Here is an 18,374-nt window from a genome sequence, read left to right as displayed (position 1 = left end):
TGAAATGGGGTACCCTACTCTTGAAAAGGAGGGAGTACCCATGAAAAAAGTTCAGGAAGTTATGACTAAAAAATGCGTAACGGTTACCCCGCAGGACAATATTTATGAAATTGCGGTCAAAATGAAGGACAATGATACTGGTTTTATTCCGGTTGTGGAAAGCGAAGGCAGTGATAAGTTGATCGGTGTAGTAACGGACCGTGATCTTGTCGTTCGCGGCTATGCGGCTAAAAATTCGGGTTCGGGTTCGGTCGATACGGTTATGACGACAGGTATTCGTACAGCTAGTGCGGACATGTCGGTGGACCAAGCAGCTGAGCTGATGGCAGAGCAGCAAATCCGTCGTTTGCCCGTGACGGAAGGAGACCGTCTGATCGGGATTGTCTCGATCGGGGATTTGGCTGTTCGTAATATTTTTGCAGACAACGCTGGAGAGGCGCTTAGTCATATTTCCGAGCAGGTCCACTAGAAGAATAATTAAGGTAGGCATTGGTTTGGGGAGGTCTTTTACCCCGAGCTTCTAATCAGGAGTTCAACCCGAATATGGGTTGAACTCCTTGCTGTTCTGGTTGATATGCGAATAAACGGATAAGCTATTTATTATATAACTTAAAATGATGTATGGTTAGATTATCAGGAGGTAGTTATGAATCCAGAACATCCTTGTATTGTACAACGTGATTTTACCGTTCTGCTGGAAATGGGCTTGCCCGGTTCAGAACGGGCTCGTTCACAGTTGCAGATTTATGCGGAGCTGGTTAAAAGCCCGTCCGCTTTTCATACATATCACCTCACCCCACTGTCTTTGTGGAACGCAGCTGCCCTCGGATGGAGTGCTGAGGACATTCAAAATAGTTTGAACTCCATGTCCCGTTGGGATATTCCACGTGATTTGTTGAAGGATATTGAACAGCTCGTTTCTCGTTATGGGACGTTGACGCTTTCAAGGGAGGGTACGGAAGAAGAGCGAACTTATAGCACAGATACGATTGGCGCATACCGTGCTGAACATGAGCCAGACGGAGGTATAAAGACAGGGAAAGCCAACAGCTATACAATAGGTGATCGCTTGATCTTGGGAGCAGAGACCCCCGCTTTACTGGGTGAGCTACTGACCAAGCAAGAGCTAAAACAGCTTGGTTTACTTCGCGTTGACGAGGTAAGCGCATCGGTCCCGCCCGAAAATCGGGGCTTGCTCAAGCAGGAATTAACGCGCTTGGGATATCCCGTTGTGGATACGGCAGGCTATCTTGAAGGGAATCAGCTTAGTTTTACCTTGGGAAAGGGACAAACGAAGTTGCAGCTTCGTGATTATCAAGTAAAGGCCGCTGATGCGTTTGAAGGAGCGGACGGCTTAGGGGGTAGTGGTGTACTGGTGCTTCCATGCGGAGCCGGAAAAACAGTGATAGGTATGGCGGTAATGAATCGGTTTCAGTGCGAGGTGCTTATTCTAACATCTAATACTACTTCTGTACGGCAATGGATAGAAGAGTTAAAGCAAAAGACGGATATTCCTGCTGATTCCATCGGGGAATATAGTGGCCAGAAAAAAGAGGTGAGACCAATTACGGTGGCAACCTACCAAATTTTGACACACCGTCGTACCAAAGATGGGGATTTTGAGCATATGAAACTGCTAAGTGAGCGGAAGTGGGGACTCATTATATATGATGAGGTTCATTTGCTGCCCGCGCCAGTATTTCGGGCGACGGCTGACATTCAGGCTACTCGCCGTTTGGGGTTAACAGCCACGCTGGTTCGCGAGGATGGTTGTGAACGAGATGTGTTTTCTTTAATTGGACCCAAACGGTATGATATGCCGTGGAAGGAACTGGAGCGGCAGGGCTGGATCGCTCAGGTCGATTGTGTGGAGCTACGGCTTCCAATGACAGCTGAACTCTTGGAGCGCAGTATGCGTGCGGAGGGCAGACAGCAGTACCGAATTGCAGCCGAAAATCCGGTCAAACTGGAGGCGGTGCGTAGCCTGATGCAGCAACACAGCGGCTTGCCCACGCTTATTATTGGTCAATATTTGGACCAATTGCGTATATTGGCTCAGGAGCTGAGCGTCCCACTGATTACGGGTTCAATGAGCCAGACCGAGCGGGTGCGTTGGTTCGATGCGTTCCGGAAGGGTACAATTCAGACCCTATTGGTGTCCAAGGTTGCAAACTTTGCGGTGGATTTGCCAGATGCGGCAGTAGCCATAGAGGTATCGGGTAGCTTTGGCTCTCGCCAGGAAGAAGCGCAGCGACTGGGCCGTATTTTGCGACCAAAGTCGGGCGAGAATAAAGCTTATTTTTATGCGCTAGTGACGGAGAATAGCAAGGAGACGGATTTTGCAGCTCGTCGTCAGCTGTTTCTGATCGAGCAAGGCTATGAATATGCGGTTCGCAGATTTAGTGTGACAGAGGCTAACGGAGGCCGGAATGCTAAGCCTGATCGTGGGAAGAAAAAGGAGGCCTAATTAAGAATGGGCGTAACGAACACGCAAGACAGCTGGAATGAGCTTTCATCGGATGAGCTACTGGTGCTTAGACGATGCTTTATCTGGTACGCGGGACAGCCCATGAAGGAAGAAGAACCTATACATCTTACCCGGGGAGTGTTAAGCGGAGTCGAAACGAAACTGGCACTACGTGGATTACGTGCCCGAGGCTGGCTGGAGGCTGTTACCAAATCGTGGGGCGAACGAATTTTATATATTCCGGTTCATCGGCTACCTGATCTGTACGATATGTTGTTAGAGCAAAATCCAATGAACATGATGCAATCAGATCATCCGATAACGGTACATGAATCAATGACAGGCCTGGAGTCGGAATTGCTGCATGCGTTGTCACGTATTGCGGTACAAGGTGTCCCTTTGACGGCCAAAGGAACCATACATAAGCGATCATTGCAAAAATTGAATGAACTGACCCCCTTTCACCCAGATGGCCTGATGGGTCTTGGGTTGCATTATGCGCATGCAGAGCTGTATCCAGTGCAAACGGTGGTAATGATGGATTTGCTACTCAGTTTGGGGCTGTTAGTGAAAGAAAATGTGTCTTTTCGCATTCAGGAAACGGAACTGGCGACTTGGATTCGTTTGTCTGCTTGGCAAATGCGCAAGCATATTTTTGCTACACTCATGGAAAGATACGGCAAGGCCGAAGCGTCTATGCAGCATTTTCGCTATATGCTGTGTGCCGTCTCCCAGTATGTAGGAACAGAAGGGTGGATATCTATCAAGTTTCTGCTGCAATGGATGCTTCAGGTAGGCCTAATCCAACATGAGAGTACGAGCAGAGCGGATTCCAAGAATGGTGCCCTTTTAGACCTTGTTCCTACAATCTCAAATCCGGAAGGGTTTGCGGGAGAAACGGTATCTGATTTTAATTTCAATGAACCTTTCATGGAGGAATTGAAGGGTTGGCTTAAGGCCCTGACTGCTTTTGGAATGGGTGATTGGGGCCAGACTGTATCGGGTGAACTGTGTTTTCGCTGGAATGTATCTGTGATAGAAATGCTTCGTCCCAATAATTACGAGGATACACATCAAGAGCAAGGTGCTTTTTATGTACAACCTGATTTTGAAATATTGGTTCCACCAGATGTGGCATATGATGTGCGCTGGCGACTGGAATGCTGCTGTGAACGTGTGACAGGAGATCGGATGGTAGTATACCGGATCACCAGAGAAAGTGTTACAGAGGCAATCGAGTTAGGGATGGAAGCCCAAGCAATTCCTGCTCTTCTGGGTAAATACAGCCGAACAGGTGTGCCTGATCATGTACGTATGACGGTAGAACAGTGGGCAGGTGATGTCGGACGGACCGCTTTTGCAAAGGTAACACTTTTGCGATGTGGCACACAGGAGGATGCAGACATAGTTGCAAGCCATCCCGCGCTGGAAGGATTACTGGAACGGCTGGGCGATAGGGACTTTATTATTCCGGCAAGCTCTGCTGTCAAAATACGAAAAACGCTTGCTGCAATTGGATTAGGTCCACGTCGTGAACCGGAAGGTGTGGACGAGCCAACTCATCATTACCCATTGATTTCGGAAACAGAGAACATAAGTTCAGGCAGTCCCAACAGTGAAATGGAGTCCGACCCGATTCAGGCCCGTCCTATCTTTTCCCAAGAGGGAAGAGCAGGTTTGGTTTATACAGGGCGCACGCTGCATTTTTACGAACAAGAGCACATGTTGCCTGATCCGTCTGACTATTTTCCGGAAAGATCTACAGTCCCCTCCTCATGGACAAAAGAATGGAGGAGTTACCATACTTCCACTGCCCGGCAGTTGATCGAGCAAGCGATACGTTGGCAGGCCGCTGTGGGACTGCGAATCGGTGGGAAAGAGGTTAAATGGATACCGGAGGCGGTGGTTCCCGGTGCACCATGGAGTGTCACAGGCTGGTATGCCTCAGGAATGGATGACGAAACACCTTCTCCTGCGACTTTACAGCCAAGTGAATGGTCAGACATGCGGCTGCTGGTTCCTTTTACATAGTAGAGCCAGGAAGTGCATGAAACTCCTTCTTCTCAAAAGAAGGATGTGGTATGATAAATGAGTCTACTTTTACTGGGTAGAACTTTATATAAAGTGAGATGAACATTCATGAGCGTAGCCGAATTGAATACGGTCAATATGGCAGAAGTGCTTATTAACGCCTATGAATTGGGCGATATGGTCAACCGATCCTTTGAGGTATCGGATTATTTATATTGGAAACAGCGTGTGGAATTGAATCCGTCTATTCAGGCGTGTGTACGCAAGCTGGATGCCAAAAAGGAGCTATTCGCGGAAACGGAGCGTTTTGGGCATTTTCATCCGAACTATCATGAAGCGAAGGATGCAGTGCAGGTCGTTGAGCTGGAACTGGAACAATTCGTGGATGTTAAGGAGTTCAAACGAGCCGAAAAGGCGCTGGATGATATGCTTCATGCCATGTCTGAAACGATTGCATATTCCGTATCCGAGACCATTAAGGTGCCGAGCAATGATCCGAATGTGAAAAAGGGCGGATGTGGCAGCGGAGGGAAATGCTCCTGTGGATAGGTCATAGGAATGATACCGAGTGGAGGGGAGATGAAGCGAATGTTTGCCGAGCGGACAGGGTACATCATTTGGGTAAGCGATATCAAGGCTGCCCGCAATCTGGAGAAATACGGAAATGTCCACTTTATTTCAAAGCGTATGCATTATGTAGTTATATATATGAATGCGGATCGGGCAGAAGACACCGTTAAAAATATTCGCAGACTTTCCTATGTGCGTAAGGTCGAGCGCTCTTTTCGAAATGAGATTAGGACGGAGTACAACGACGATAAGGAAAAGATGAAAGAATATGAAATATAAGTTTCTAATATCTATAAATTGTAAAATATTTTTAAAAGGTCAGCCTGCGGGCTGGCTTTTTTTTGTAAAGTCAGGACTTTTGCATAATGGTCTTAATGCTGTTAGACCTAAAAAATCTTTAAAAACCGCCTATAAACTTCAATTTTGTAACTTGTAGTCCCGGGTCTGTTGAGGTAACATATGAATATATTGGTAGATATAAAGACCTATCTGGTGGGGAGAGTGATCCCGTGCGTGACAAAGCAATGCAGCGATGGAGTACATACGAACCGTTCTACGTGGAGATGGGCGATAAAAAAGTCGCCGATATCGTGATTACAAATCATGCGAAAACTCGCTACTTAGATCGGATAGAGCAGAAACAGTCCGAGACGAATCATATCGCCGCCTGGCTTTGGGAATGCCTGAAGCAAAACAGGATGGAGTCCTACTATCATAACGAAGAGGATGTATATTTAATTGATGGTGATCTGGTCGTCGTGGCCGAATTTGGAGAGTTGCCCGGCGAGATGGATATTGCGGGGAATCCGCTTCACAAGATGATTGTCATTACCTTTTTGGGTCGAATGTCGGAGACCATTGAATTAAGGGATTTGAAGTCATACTATTCATGGCTACGCCATTCGCGACGCATGACACTGATGAAAAGCACTCGTAAGCAAAAATAGACGGTGATTGGGCGGTCGGCTCTAGATGAAAAAATCTCCCAAACTATGATTACCGTCAATTTTGAGTAGAAAGTATGCAGTTATCAGCTGCATGCTTTTTTTATTTCCAGCAATAAAACTCCCCTAATTCAGTAAGTTTACTTGGAAATGCTTCGACAGATGTTTTTCTTATGGTAAAATAGAGAGATCAGAGGGGAGAGGGCTGTCAGTATGAACTTTCATCAGTTGCACATTTTTTATACCGTAGCGGAGCGTGGGAGCTTTTCGGCGGCGGCACAAGCGCTGCATATGACACAACCTGCGGTGACGATGCAAATTCAGTCTTTGGAAGATTATTTCGGCACGAAGCTGCTGCAACGTTCGACTAAAAAAATCGAGCTTTCAGAGGCGGGAGCGACACTACTACCTTTTGCGAAAAAAAGCATGCAACTGATTAGGGAAGCTGACGAGGCGATGTCTGCTTTTACTCACATGCTGGAGGGAAGATTGCATATTGGGGCCAGCCTAACGATTGGTGAGTATATTGTACCAAGAATGTTGGGGCCGTTTGGCCAGGAATACCCTCATATACGCATGGCAATGAATGTGATGAATACGACTCAAATTATGGATGATATACTAAAACATCAGTTGAATTTAGGACTGATTGAGGCCCCAGTCCAGCATCCGGATATCGTGGTAGAACCTGTAATGCAGGACGAACTGAAACTGATTGTGCCTTCAGGACATGCGCTGGCCAAGGCTAAAAAAGTGGTTCTGGAAGATGTGTTTAAGCATCCCTTTGTAGCCAGAGAAAAGGGATCTGGTACACGTCAAGTGATAGAAAATGAGCTGAAAAGTCATGGTGTGGATGCCTCTCGACTTGGGATTGTAATGGAGATGGGGAGCACTGGAGCGGTTAAATCGGCGGTGGAGGCTGGACTGGGAATTACCATGCTATCACCTTCTTCGGTGAAGCATGAAGTTGCACTCGGTTTGTTGAAAATTGTGAACATTTCAGATATCACGTTCAAACGAGAATTTTATGCAATTCATTTGAAGTCGGCGTTGTTGCCGATTCCGGTAGTCACCTTCCTGTCTTACTTGCGTCGTCATGATCAGGGAGCGGACGTGCTGAGGGACTCGCAGGACGAGCTGGCAAAGGTGAAAGAGAAGGAGGATATATAATGAGGGAGCAGATTAACGTAAAACGATATGATTTACATACACACACCCAAGCATCTGACGGCATGCAGCCACCCGCAGATAATGTGCGCTGGGCCAAGGAAAAAGGACTGGCAGGTGTGGCCATTACAGATCATGATACGGTAGCTGGTCTGGAGGAAGCTCTGAAGGAAGGAAAACGCATAGGAATTACTGTGGTGCCAGGAGTGGAAATTAGTACTCGAGCTGGCGGTAAGGATATTCATATACTCGGTTATTTTATGGATTACCGCAATAAAGTGTTTTTGGAGCGGTTGGAAAAGCTTCGCCAGGCGCGGGATACCCGTAATGATTTGATTTTGAGTCAATTGCGTAGTCTGGGCGTGGAAATCACACTGGATGAAGTGGTGGCTACGATAGGCAGACCGCTGGCACCAGATGAAAGCATTGGACGTCCACATATGGCAGATACGCTGGTTCAAAAGGGATATGCGAAGGATATGCGGGATGCGTTTGACCGTTACTTGGCGGAAGGAGCACCCGGATATGTGTCTGTACCCCGTGTAGAGCCTGCGGAGGCCATAAACTGGATTCGTGAAGCAGGAGGGGTTCCTGTGGTGGCTCACCCTGGCTTATACGGAAATGATGAGCTGGTTCGCTCTATTATAGAGGAGGCGAAGCCTGTGGGCTTGGAGGTGCGACATTCGGACCATGATGCTGAGGCTGAGAGCCGATATACTGCGATGGCGGCACAATATGGGCTCATTGCAACTGGCGGCTCGGATTTTCACGGTGCACGCCAAGGTGTTATTTTCCACGGTGATCTGGGTAGCCGTAGTGTGGAAGATCAGGTTGTCGAGGAATTGAGGAAGGCTGCTGTTGGACAAAAGTAAATAAAAAGCCCCTTGCCTTATGCATGGAACACAAGAAGTGTATCGTGCAAAGAACAAAGGGCTTTTTTTGTGGATTCAATAGGCCGGTGGGACTTAGCCGTTTTTGATGCGATTCGGCAGCTTTTTGACCAGTTCCTCATCGGGTGTAATGAAGAGCGTACGCTGATGGTCGTAGATGACAAAGCCGGGCTTGGCTCCGCTGGGCTTACGTACATGCCGAATCAGGGTGGCGTCCACAGGCACACTGCTGGACTGCTTGGCCTGGCTAAAGTAGGCGGCGAGTTGAGCTGCTTCCTCCAGCGTCGTATCCCCGAATTGCTCAGCACGAATAACGACGTGTGACCCCGGAATATCCTTTGTGTGCAGCCAGGTGTCATTTGGTCCGGCCAGTCGATTTGTCACATATTCATTTTGCAAGTTGTTTTTGCCGACCAGTAACTCGATACCTTCGGATGATGTATAGACGTGCAGGGTTGGACGGTCGTTTTTCTTCTTTTTCTTTCCTTTTTTGACCCGATCTCTGAGATAGCCCTGCTGAACCAGTTCTTCACGTATTTCCTCAATGTCATTCATAGAGGCGTGGGCTAGCTGCTGAAGAAGATTGTCCATATAACGGATTTCTTCGTGCGTTTTCTCCAGTTGTTCGTCAATGACAGCCAAGCTGTTTTTATATTTGTTGTATTTTTTAAAATACCGTTGTGCATTATCCGATGGGTTGAGTAGCGGGTCCAGTGGGATGGTCATTGGACGCTGTTCCTCATCATAAAAGTTGGTGAGCGTCACTTCTTTGTCCCCTTTTTTCACCTCATGCAGCGAAGCGAATAGCAGCTCTCCATAAACGCGAAATTGATCCGCATCTTCCGCCTCGGCCAAATCCTGATGGAGATAGTCGAGTTTTTTTACGTTTTTACTCCGCTCGTTTTGCAGAAACCGCAGTAGGTCACTGACCTTTTGCTTAACTGTATCCCGTTCTGCTTTTTCACCGAAGAAGTCCTCCATACACTCACTGATAGTAGCGTACTCCTTACGTTCTTCTTGGATCAACGTCAGTGGAATGGCTGAGAATATCACTTTATCTTGTGCGTTTAGTCCAGATACTGGCTGAAAACGATGATTCCGCACGTCATCCATGATGTGACTGAATGTACTCCATAGTGAACGATCACTATCACCAGATACTTCATTAGTTACTCGAGTTAGTATCTCTTCAGCAATGAGGGGACTGAGTCCAGTAAAAGTGTTCACGATCCAGCGTTTGGGAGCTTCTTCGGCCTCGATCGCTGTTTGATACGAGTATACGAAGGCTGCCTCTTCTGTTTCTAGGGGATTCAGCTTGTTTTGTGCAGGAGGTTCCGTGTATTGAAAGCCGGGCATAATGACCCGATAGCTGCTGATAGACGGTGTGACATGATGAATGCCATCCAGCATCACGCCTGTTTCCGGGTCAAGCAAAATAATGTTGCTGTGTCTACCCATCAGTTCAATGATAATTCGTTTGAGTGAAATATCTCCCAGTTCATCACGTTGACGAATATCCATGTGAATAATACGCTCCATGCCCACCTGCGTGATTTTCTCAATAACGCCCCCTTCGCAATGCTTGCGAAGGAGCATACAAAACATAGGGGCTTCTGTCGGATTAAGAAAGCTTTGTTCTGTAAAGTGTACACGCGGGAAGGTCGGATTAGCCGACAGCAGCAGCTTTACGCTTCCGCCTTGTGCCCGCAGATTCAGCACGATATCTCGATCATTTGGCTGATGTATTTTATTAATGCGCCCGCCCCGGATTCCTTGCAGTTCGTGTACGATAGCGCGGGTTACGATTCCGTCCAATGCCATAATTATGTTCTCCTTTGAAGCAAATGTATTTTCGCCTTTCTTCTATGATACATAACTTTGGGACAAAACTTAAGCGGCTTTGTGATATTTCAGGTCCTGTCCGAATAGATTGAATCTAGAAAGTCTGTCCAGCTTATCAGCAATCGCGGCACAAAAATATAATAACGGGCAGCCATCCTACGCACAACCGACGGAAACGGACTATCTGACCGGGAGGGAATTGGGGAGAATGGAACAAGCACACTGGCACCAATTAAGCAATGAACAGCTTTCAACAAGTCTGGAAGTCGACCCGAAGCAGGGTCTTTCGGAGGAACAGCTTGCGGAACGAAGAGAAAGGTCAGGATGGAATGAGCTGAGCGAGGGGAAGCGAGTTTCGGCAATCTTGCTGCTGCTCAATCAGTTCAAGGATTTTATGATGCTTGTATTGATGGGAGCGACCCTGATATCCGGACTGCTTGGCGAATATTTGGACGCGATTACCATTATTGCTATTGTTGTACTGAATGGAATTCTCGGCTTTGTACAAGAATTCAGAGCTGAGCGTTCATTGCGAGCTTTGAGACAACTGTCGGCCCCAACCGCCAAAGTGTTGCGGGGCGGCAAACGAATTCAAGTTCAGGCCAGAGAACTGGTGCCGGGTGATATTGTGCTGCTGGAAAGTGGTGATCGCATTCCCGCAGATGTAAGGTGGTTGAGTACGAACGGCTGTGATGTAGAGGAGTCTGCCCTGACAGGTGAATCAGTTCCGGTTAGTAAGCATTGCCGCCCTATTCATGCCGCAGAAGTACCACTCGGGGATCAAAAAAACATCGGTTTTATGGGCACGATGATGACCAGAGGAACCGCACAAGGAATGGTTATACGTACAGGTATGAGTACCGAAATGGGTAAGATCGCAGACTTGATTGAAAATACGGAGTCGCAGGAGACACCGTTGCAGCACAGATTGGAGCAATTGGGTAAAATTTTGATTATCGTAGCGTTGGCGCTAACGGTGCTCGTTGTCGTAGCAGGCATTTTACATGGACAGCCAGCCATGAGCATGTTCTTGGCTGGAGTGAGCTTGGCTGTGGCGGCTATACCGGAAGGGTTGCCAGCTATTGTGACGATTGCGCTCGCATTGGGTGTGCAGCGTATGATTAAACGAAAGGCGATTGTGCGTAAGCTGCCTTCTGTTGAAACGCTCGGCTGTGCATCTGTCATTTGTTCCGACAAAACGGGTACTCTGACCCAAAATAAAATGACAGTCACCAAGCTATGGCTGGACGGTCGTTTCTGGGGAGTTACGGGAGAGGGCTATGACCCACACGGGCATATTATGGATAGAGACCTTCCTGCCGATCTTAAAAACGGACAATCTCTGCGTAGACTGCTGCAAGCCAGTGTGCTTTGCAACAATGCGGAAATTGTTCAAGCCGATACAGAGGAGCTACGTTCTAAAAAGAAAACCAAAGAGCCGACGCCGTCCGCCGTTTGGGAACTGAAGGGTGATCCGACGGAAGGAGCGCTGATCACGTTAGCTGCCAAGGGCGGAGTCACGCGACAAGGGCTATATGAGCTGTACACAAGGGAGCGAGAATTTCCCTTTGACTCGGATCGGAAGCGAATGTCGGTACTCGTACGCCACCAGGGAGGACACATTGTCTTTGCCAAAGGTGCCCCGGATGTACTGCTGGGTCAGTGTTCCTATATTTTATGGGAAGGAAATGTCGTTCCGTTAACGGGTACGCTGCGCCAAAAGGTACTGGCGGCTAACGAAGGAATGGCCTCGGAGGCGCTACGTGTACTTGGTGTCGCTTACCGTGATATCCGCTCGCATGAGCGTGTCTCCACGGTTGAGGAGGCTGAAGCACAGCTGATCTTTATTGGGCTGACAGGCATGATTGATCCGCCACGTCGTGAGGTTCGCGAAGCCATTGGCAAGTGCCGTCGTGCTGGCATTCGCACTGTGATGATTACCGGAGATCACGGTACAACTGCAGAGGCCATTGCACAGCAGCTGGGCATTCTTCAGCGCGGATCCCATGTGTTGACAGGGCAGGAATTGTCTGCGATGGATGATGCGGCGCTGGACAAAGCCGTTGATACCGTCTCTGTGTATGCACGAGTTTCGCCGGAGCACAAGCTACGGATCGTTAAGTCGCTGCAAAGACGCGGACATGTCGTAGCCATGACCGGAGATGGTGTCAATGACGCTCCAGCGATAAAGGCGTCGGACATCGGTATTGCCATGGGCATTACGGGGACGGACGTGACCAAAGAAGCGGCTGCGCTTGTTCTGAGTGATGATAATTTCTCAACCATTGTAGCCGCAATTGAGGAAGGACGGAATATTTACGAGAATATCCGTAAATTTATCCGTTATCTACTCGCCTCCAATGTTGGTGAGATTTTGACGATGTTTTTTGCCATGATGGCCGGGCTGCCATTACCTTTGTTACCGATCCAGATTTTATGGGTGAATCTGGTGACAGATGGCCTACCAGCGATGGCTCTGGGGGTGGACCAGCCAGAAAAGGATCTTATGGAGCACAAACCTCGTGGCGCAAAGGAAAATATTTTTGCTCGTCGATTGGGCTGGAAAATCATTAGTCGTGGCTTGTTGATTGGTTTATGTACGCTAGCGGCCTTCTGGCTGACATTACGTATTGCACCGGATGACGCAGGACAATTGATCAAAGCACAGTCCGTTGCCTTTGCTACGCTAGTCTTGGCACAGTTAATTCATGTATTTGATTGCCGCAGTTCCCGTTCTATTTTCCATCGTAATCCGTTTCAAAATAGTTATCTCGTGCTTGCCGTGCTCTCCTCCGTAGTGCTAATGCTGGTGGTTATGTACGTGCCTGTGCTGCAACCTATTTTCAAAACGGTACCGCTTGGATTGCGTGAGTGGGCGCTATCCATTGTGGCAGCCGGGATTCCTACGTTTCTTATGGGAGCGGGAAGTGTATGGGGCGGTCGACGCAACCGTCGTCGCGGCGGAAATACACACTTTTCAGCAGGACGTACGAAGTTTTCAGCCTAGTAATCGGGTCATGCATACCGCATCGCTTTCCCACTATTGCCCTGTATGATATCATGGGATCAAAGCTTCATGAGGAACATGATATCAGCAGCAACGGCGGAGGTAAGCTATGGAATTCACAAAAATGAACGGTCTAGGTAATGATTTTATCGTTTGGTTTGGGCATCAGGATTTGCCGTCTGACGCCTCGAAATTAGCTGTTCGGCTATGTGATCGACATTTTGGTGTTGGCGCCGATGGGTTGGTATATATATTGCCGTCAGAGAAAGCGGATTTCTGCATGCGCATCATTAACTCGGACGGCTCGGAGGCCGAGCAATGTGGTAATGCTATCCGTTGTGCTGCCAAGTACGTATATGACCGTAAACATATCAACCGTGAACAGATCACGATCGAGACCCTGGGTGCAGGTGTGCAGCAGGTGGAACTAACTGTAGAGAACGGACTTGTTCGTATGGTGAAGGTAGATATGGGAGAGCCGATTCTTGAGGGTTTGAAAATTCCAACTACACTAGAGCGGACTAGCGTAATTAACGAGCCTATTGAAGCTGGAGGAAGTGGTTTTCGCTTTACGGCTGTATCTATGGGGAATCCGCACTGTGTCATTTATGTGGAGGATGCGCCAAGCTTTGATCTGGAAGCCTGGGGGCCGAAGCTGGAATGCCATCCGTTGTTCCCTAAAAAAACAAATGTTGAGTTCGCCACGGTACGTAGCCGGAAGCATATAGATATGAGAGTATGGGAGAGGGGAGCCGGACCAACGCTAGCTTGTGGAACCGGAGCCTGTGCTACGCTTGTTGCTTCTGTACTAAACGGATACAGCGACCGTCACGCCATTGTAAGTCTGAAGGGCGGCGATCTGGATATCGAATGGAGCGAGGAAGATAATCACATATATATGACGGGCCCGGCTGAGATCGTGTACGAAGGTCGTCTGTTCTGAATCATGTGAATTATAAGGGTAGCGTGTAACTGGCCTATGAATCGTATAGAAGTGAGTGAAAAGAAGACCTTAGAGGTCTTCTTTTTTTGGACTTACATGCCCCTGTATACAAGGAATACGATGAAGAAGACAATATTCTGTCTTTTTTTGGCGCCTGAACGATGTATAATATAGAAAATGAAAAAACAATAAGGAGGCCGTTCATAGTGCGGAAATTTCGTTGGATTTCAGCAGTTGCAGTCCTCATATTTGTAGCCACCGCGCTTCCGGTTCAGGCGGCGACCATTCCTGCTGCCGCGGAAACGACGGATAAGCAGGTTGGCTCGCTAACTCCGACAGTGGTAAGCCGTTTAGAAAAAGCGGTGCAAGAACTCATTGGTTCAAAGACAGCATTTCAATTTGACGATGTGACAGATATGGGGAAAACCTGGATTGTAGAGGGCGAACTGGAAGACGGAACTGCTACGTTGCAGACAGAATATAATAAAGAAAAAAACAGAGTGGATTCTACAACCATACGATATAAAATAAGCAGCTTGGGAAAGGCGATGAACGCGCCACTCAAGACGAAAGTGCTAAACAGCGCCAAAGCGTTTGACAGCAAGCGTCCTCTGCAATTTGAAGCATTTTGGCGGGTCAAATCCCCTTATCAGTCCAACAAGCCTTCAAATTACTGGGTGTTTTGGGGTGCAGGAGAACAGGCTTCCTCGTTGTATGTGGATGTGGATCGAGGTAACGCTATTACCATCAACGCGGACTATGCCCTGAAGCAGGTGGACCCTGTGTTACTGAACCGTGCAATGAACACATTTAAGCGTGTGAGTGGACAGCGAATCAAGGTACAGCACGCTTCACGGTACAAGGACGAGACGAAGGGACTTTCATACTGGTCGTTTGAGGATGCAAACGAGGCGAGTGAGGTCAAAATTAGCGCGGTAACCGGTAAAGTGCTGGCCGTATCCACCTATGGGGTAGACTGGAACGATGACGCAGATTTCAAAAAAACATTTGCAAGCCCGAAATATACTGCCTCAGAAGCTTTGAAGCTAGTCAAGCCCAAGGCTCAGATGTTGTTTAATATCAATTTGACCGGTTATAAAGTGAAAGTTCAAGGGAATCAATATACGTTCTCCAAGCAGCAAAAGGGAACGGATTCTATTGTGGCTAAAGTGAATAAAAAAGGGACTTTTTACGCTTACTCTCTCCATTCTTCCGATGGGAAAATGTAGTAGGAAATAGAAAAGATAAATTAAGCCGCTTCACTCCTGATATCATATTGTCGGGGAGTGGGGCGGCTTTTTTTGTTTTTGGCTTATGTTTGTAGTCTCTTTATGTTACATTAGTATGAAAATAAAGAGCGGGGTGGAGCAGAGGACATGAAACCGGATTTGCGTACTGTGCTGAATCGTGAAATTATTGTCGGAGACGGCGCAATGGGGACTTTTTTATACCAGCTAGGATTTCCAGTAAATACGTCTTTTGAAGAACTGAACATCACTTCGCCTGACGTTATATCAGACGTGCATGGTCAATATTTAAGTGCAGGAGCTCGATTGCTGGAGACTAATACATTTTCTGCAAATGATTATAAGTTAGCCCGGTTTGGATTGGAATCTAAGGTAGAAGAGATCAATCGTGCCGGTGTGAGAATTGCCAGAGCTGCGGCCGGACCTGAACATTATGTGGTAGGTGCGGTGGGTTCCATATGTGGGGGCAAACGGCTTAACATATCAAAGCTGGAGCTGGCAAGAAACTATGAGCAGCAAATTGATGCCCTTCTCTCCGAAGGAGTCGACGGCATTTTGTGCGAAACGTTTTATTCACTGGATGAAATACGCATTGCGCTTCACAGTGTACGTAAATACAGTGACATTCCGATAATTTGTCAGTTTGCAGTTGATCAGGTTGGTCGTACCCAGGATGGTTTTTTGGTGGCGGAAGCTTTTTCGGTGCTGCGTAATGAGGGGGCAGACATCCTTGGATTTAACTGTCACTCGGGTCCGCAGGGAATTATGAGTGTAATGGAGCAGCTGGACGGCCCTTTGTCTGTACCGCTGTCCGTATATCCGAATGCAGGACTAGCAGATTATGTGGACGGTCACTATGTATACGGTGCATCACCTGAATATTTTGGAGAATGTGCCAAATCCTTTGTAGACCTGGGGACGAGGCTGCTCGGTGGTTGCTGCGGAACTACACCGGACCATATTGCAGCTATCTCCAAAGCCTTGAACCGTTTGCAACCGCCTCCGCTGGCTTCAAAAGAAGCTTTGTCGAAAGAGTCCTTTCAAGTGGTAGAGCAGATTGCAGATGAAGAGGAACGAGGAAATGGCAGACATACCAGCGAGCCCAATATTGTGGATCTGGTTAAGGAACGACATACGGTCATTGTAGAACTGGATCCTCCGCGCGATCTGGACATTACAAGGTTTATGCAAGGTGCTCATGCATTGAAGAAAGCAGGGGCCGACGCGCTTACACTAGCTGACAATTCGCTTGCAGTCACTCGCATGAGCAACATGGCGCTTGGACATTTGGTCAGTATTGAAACAGGCTTGCGCCCATTAATTCATATAGCATGTCGTGATCGCAATCTGATTGGTACTCAATCCCACATGATGGGTTTTGACGCGCTCGGTATTGACCATGTACTGGCGGTTACTGGAGATCCGGCGCGGTTCGGTGATTTGCCAGGCGCCAGTTCGGTGTATGATATGACCTCTTTTGAAATCATACGCATGATCAAGCAATTAAATGATGGTGTCGCATTTTCCGGTAAGCCACTGAAGCAGAAAGCTAATTTTGTGGTAGGTGCCGCATTTAATCCTAATGTCAAGCATTTGGGTAAAGCCGTACAGCGGTTGGAGAAGAAGATTGCCTCCGGAGCCGATTATGTTATGACTCAGCCCGTATACGACCACGAGTTGATTGCAGCCATCGCGGAAGCGACACGACATTTGGAAGTACCGATTTTTATCGGTATTATGCCGCTGGCTAGTGGGCGCAATGCAGAATACTTGCACAATGAAGTACCGGGGATTCAGTTATCCGATGAGGTACGTGCACGTATGTCTGGTCTTGAGGGTCCGGAAGGACGAGCAATGGGCGTGTCTATTGCCAAGGAGTTACTTGATACGGCAATGGAACATTTTAATGGTATCTATTTTATGACTCCATTTATGTTCTATGAAATGACAGCTGAATTGACTTCTTACGTATGGCAAAAATCAGGCCGCATACAGGCCCCCTTGTTTCGACTATAATAATCAATTACAATAGTATAATGGATGTGATGCCGATGTCATTGAGTATGACCGGATACGGTCAAGCCATCCTTCATTATGAGGGCTATAAAGTACGCTTGGAATTGAAATCGGTGAATCACCGCTATTGCGAAGTGATGATGAGAATTCCGCGCGAATGGACTCGATACGAAGATGGCTTGAGAAGAACGGTTCAACAGCAGATTAAACGCGGTCGTATCGATGTCTTCATCCACAGGGAACGTGATGAAGAACAGATGCCCGCCGCGCGGTTGAATGACACTGTGGTGCAGGCTTACCTGCATGCAGCGGAGCAGCTGGCGGATCGTTATGGAGTGAAAGGAACGTTAGGGATAAGCGATATTCTTGCTTTGCCTGACGTTCTGGGTGAGCCTGGAGAGGCTTGCCATGGAGATGAAGAGGACTGGGAAGAGCAACTACAGCGGGCTTTGAATGAAGCTTTGCAAGGTTTACTGGAGATGAGAAGGCGAGAAGGCGGGCATTTGGCGCAAGATGTGGAATCCCGTATTTTACGTCTGGAATCTCTGCATCATGAAATGACGGTGCTGGCTCCTCATGTTGTGAGCGACTACCGTAACAGGCTGAAACACAGGCTTAAAGAGCTTCAGGACGGTTCATTTACGCTTGATGAACATAAGTTCGGAATGGAGATTGCGTTATTCGCGGATCGCAGCAATATTGACGAGGAACTTACCCGGCTTCAAAGTCACTTTGGACAGTGCAAGGGATTGCTGCTGTCAGACGAGCCGGCCGGTCGCAAATTAGATTTCTTAATCCAGGAAATGAACAGGGAAGTCAACACGATCGGCTCCAAGGCCAATCATCTCACATTGGTTAATTTGGTCGTTGAGATGAAAGCAGAGCTCGAGAAAATTCGTGAGCAGGCTGCAAATATTGAGTAGCTACCTGGTAGCGGCACGGCTGCAAGAGTCACATGTATAGGGGGAAAGACCTGAATATGGCAATCAAATTGATCAATATTGGTTTCGGCAATATCGTGTCGGCCAACCGAATTATCTCCATCGTCAGTCCGGAGTCTGCTCCGATCAAGCGGATTATACAGGAAGCCAGGGACCGTCATATGCTAATTGATGCTACCTATGGCCGCCGGACGCGGGCTGTTATTATTACAGACAGTGATCATGTAATCCTGTCTGCGGTGCAGCCGGAGACGGTCGCTCATCGCCTATCCACTAAAGATGATGACAATGACGAATAAAAATGGAGTG

General features: G+C 47.8%; 15 protein-coding genes. 14 read left to right on the top strand and 1 reads right to left on the bottom strand.

The genetic code is table 11. The features are described from left to right. Positions 1-40: 40 nt before the first annotated feature. From MHI21_RS16025 to MHI21_RS15990, 8 genes are all read left to right on the top strand, one after another. Complete coding sequence (locus tag MHI21_RS16025; protein ID WP_023989320.1) at positions 41-469, top strand: CBS domain-containing protein; 429 nt, start codon at positions 41-43, stop codon at positions 467-469. A 177-nt stretch (positions 470-646) separates the two neighbouring features. Continuing rightward, positions 647-2,467 (top strand): DNA repair helicase XPB, encoded by a 1,821-nt coding sequence (locus MHI21_RS16020; RefSeq protein WP_342418502.1) that lies wholly within the window; start codon positions 647-649, stop codon positions 2,465-2,467. A 6-nt stretch (positions 2,468-2,473) separates the two neighbouring features. Next, positions 2,474-4,498 carry a helicase-associated domain-containing protein gene (locus MHI21_RS16015; protein ID WP_342418501.1) on the top strand — a complete coding sequence of 675 codons (2,025 nt, stop codon included), beginning with the start codon at positions 2,474-2,476 and terminating at the stop codon, positions 4,496-4,498. A 108-nt stretch (positions 4,499-4,606) separates the two neighbouring features. Then, complete coding sequence (locus MHI21_RS16010) at positions 4,607-5,047, top strand: YlbF family regulator (RefSeq protein ID WP_013310906.1); 441 nt, start codon at positions 4,607-4,609, stop codon at positions 5,045-5,047. A 39-nt stretch (positions 5,048-5,086) separates the two neighbouring features. Further along, positions 5,087-5,347 carry a YlbG family protein gene (locus MHI21_RS16005; RefSeq protein ID WP_023989316.1) on the top strand — a complete coding sequence of 87 codons (261 nt, stop codon included), beginning with the start codon at positions 5,087-5,089 and terminating at the stop codon, positions 5,345-5,347. A 230-nt stretch (positions 5,348-5,577) separates the two neighbouring features. Continuing rightward, entirely contained in the window at positions 5,578-6,015 is a 438-nt protein-coding gene (locus MHI21_RS16000; RefSeq protein ID WP_023989315.1) for a hypothetical protein, read from the top strand. Positions 6,016-6,225: 210 nt separating this feature from the next. After that, positions 6,226-7,182: a selenium metabolism-associated LysR family transcriptional regulator gene (locus MHI21_RS15995; protein WP_341163839.1), complete on the top strand. Its 957-nt coding sequence runs from the start codon at positions 6,226-6,228 to the stop codon at positions 7,180-7,182. Continuing rightward, on the top strand, positions 7,182-8,051 hold the full coding sequence (locus MHI21_RS15990; RefSeq protein ID WP_342418500.1) for a PHP domain-containing protein: 870 nt from the start codon (positions 7,182-7,184) through the stop codon (positions 8,049-8,051). The genes MHI21_RS15995 and MHI21_RS15990 overlap by 1 nt, the downstream gene beginning before the upstream one ends. 93 nt (positions 8,052-8,144) lie before the next feature. Here the strand turns inward: MHI21_RS15990 and MHI21_RS15985 are convergent, their stop codons facing one another. Continuing rightward, positions 8,145-9,890: an NFACT RNA binding domain-containing protein gene (locus MHI21_RS15985; protein ID WP_341163837.1), complete on the bottom strand. Its 1,746-nt coding sequence runs from the start codon at positions 9,888-9,890 to the stop codon at positions 8,145-8,147. A 229-nt stretch (positions 9,891-10,119) separates the two neighbouring features. Between MHI21_RS15985 and MHI21_RS15980 the strand changes: the two genes are divergently transcribed. The 6 genes from MHI21_RS15980 to MHI21_RS15955 all read left to right on the top strand — a co-directional run bounded on the left by MHI21_RS15980 (position 10,120) and on the right by MHI21_RS15955 (position 18,364). Next, on the top strand, positions 10,120-12,918 hold the full coding sequence (locus MHI21_RS15980) for a calcium-translocating P-type ATPase, SERCA-type (protein ID WP_254325341.1): 2,799 nt from the start codon (positions 10,120-10,122) through the stop codon (positions 12,916-12,918). 109 nt (positions 12,919-13,027) lie between these two features. Continuing rightward, on the top strand, positions 13,028-13,861 hold the full coding sequence (gene dapF / locus MHI21_RS15975; RefSeq protein WP_341163836.1) for a diaminopimelate epimerase: 834 nt from the start codon (positions 13,028-13,030) through the stop codon (positions 13,859-13,861). Positions 13,862-14,067: 206 nt separating this feature from the next. Then, a complete protein-coding gene (locus tag MHI21_RS15970) occupies positions 14,068-15,090 on the top strand; it encodes a hypothetical protein (protein WP_235309504.1) in 1,023 nt (340 codons plus the stop codon). Positions 15,091-15,237: 147 nt separating this feature from the next. Further along, positions 15,238-17,124 (top strand): bifunctional homocysteine S-methyltransferase/methylenetetrahydrofolate reductase, encoded by a 1,887-nt coding sequence (locus tag MHI21_RS15965; protein WP_341163835.1) that lies wholly within the window; start codon positions 15,238-15,240, stop codon positions 17,122-17,124. Positions 17,125-17,159: 35 nt separating this feature from the next. Continuing rightward, a complete protein-coding gene (locus tag MHI21_RS15960; protein WP_013310895.1) occupies positions 17,160-18,047 on the top strand; it encodes a YicC/YloC family endoribonuclease in 888 nt (295 codons plus the stop codon). 56 nt (positions 18,048-18,103) lie between these two features. Beyond that, the gene (locus MHI21_RS15955) at positions 18,104-18,364 is read left to right on the top strand and encodes a DUF370 domain-containing protein (protein WP_005548256.1); all 261 of its coding nucleotides are present in this window, start codon (positions 18,104-18,106) and stop codon (positions 18,362-18,364) included. Positions 18,365-18,374: the final 10 nt, after the last annotated feature.

Origin of the sequence: Paenibacillus sp. FSL H8-0168 (assembly GCF_038592955.1) — a bacterium.
Lineage (GTDB): Bacteria > Bacillota > Bacilli > Paenibacillales > Paenibacillaceae > Paenibacillus > Paenibacillus polymyxa_B.
Note: the sequence above shows the minus strand (reverse complement) of the source record. Positions and strands in the feature narration are given on the sequence as shown.

Coding starts and splice junctions, on each gene's coding strand:
- MHI21_RS16025 (WP_023989320.1), top strand. CDS start 41: ATGAAAAAAGTTCAGGAAGTTATGACTAAAAAATGCGTAACGGTTACC.
- MHI21_RS16020 (WP_342418502.1), top strand. CDS start 647: ATGAATCCAGAACATCCTTGTATTGTACAACGTGATTTTACCGTTCTG.
- MHI21_RS16015 (WP_342418501.1), top strand. CDS start 2,474: ATGGGCGTAACGAACACGCAAGACAGCTGGAATGAGCTTTCATCGGAT.
- MHI21_RS16010 (WP_013310906.1), top strand. CDS start 4,607: ATGAGCGTAGCCGAATTGAATACGGTCAATATGGCAGAAGTGCTTATT.
- MHI21_RS16005 (WP_023989316.1), top strand. CDS start 5,087: ATGTTTGCCGAGCGGACAGGGTACATCATTTGGGTAAGCGATATCAAG.
- MHI21_RS15995 (WP_341163839.1), top strand. CDS start 6,226: ATGAACTTTCATCAGTTGCACATTTTTTATACCGTAGCGGAGCGTGGG.
- MHI21_RS15990 (WP_342418500.1), top strand. CDS start 7,182: ATGAGGGAGCAGATTAACGTAAAACGATATGATTTACATACACACACC.
- MHI21_RS15985 (WP_341163837.1), bottom strand. CDS start 9,890: ATGGCATTGGACGGAATCGTAACCCGCGCTATCGTACACGAACTGCAA.
- MHI21_RS15980 (WP_254325341.1), top strand. CDS start 10,120: ATGGAACAAGCACACTGGCACCAATTAAGCAATGAACAGCTTTCAACA.
- dapF (WP_341163836.1), top strand. CDS start 13,028: ATGGAATTCACAAAAATGAACGGTCTAGGTAATGATTTTATCGTTTGG.
- MHI21_RS15965 (WP_341163835.1), top strand. CDS start 15,238: ATGAAACCGGATTTGCGTACTGTGCTGAATCGTGAAATTATTGTCGGA.
- MHI21_RS15960 (WP_013310895.1), top strand. CDS start 17,160: ATGTCATTGAGTATGACCGGATACGGTCAAGCCATCCTTCATTATGAG.
- MHI21_RS15955 (WP_005548256.1), top strand. CDS start 18,104: ATGGCAATCAAATTGATCAATATTGGTTTCGGCAATATCGTGTCGGCC.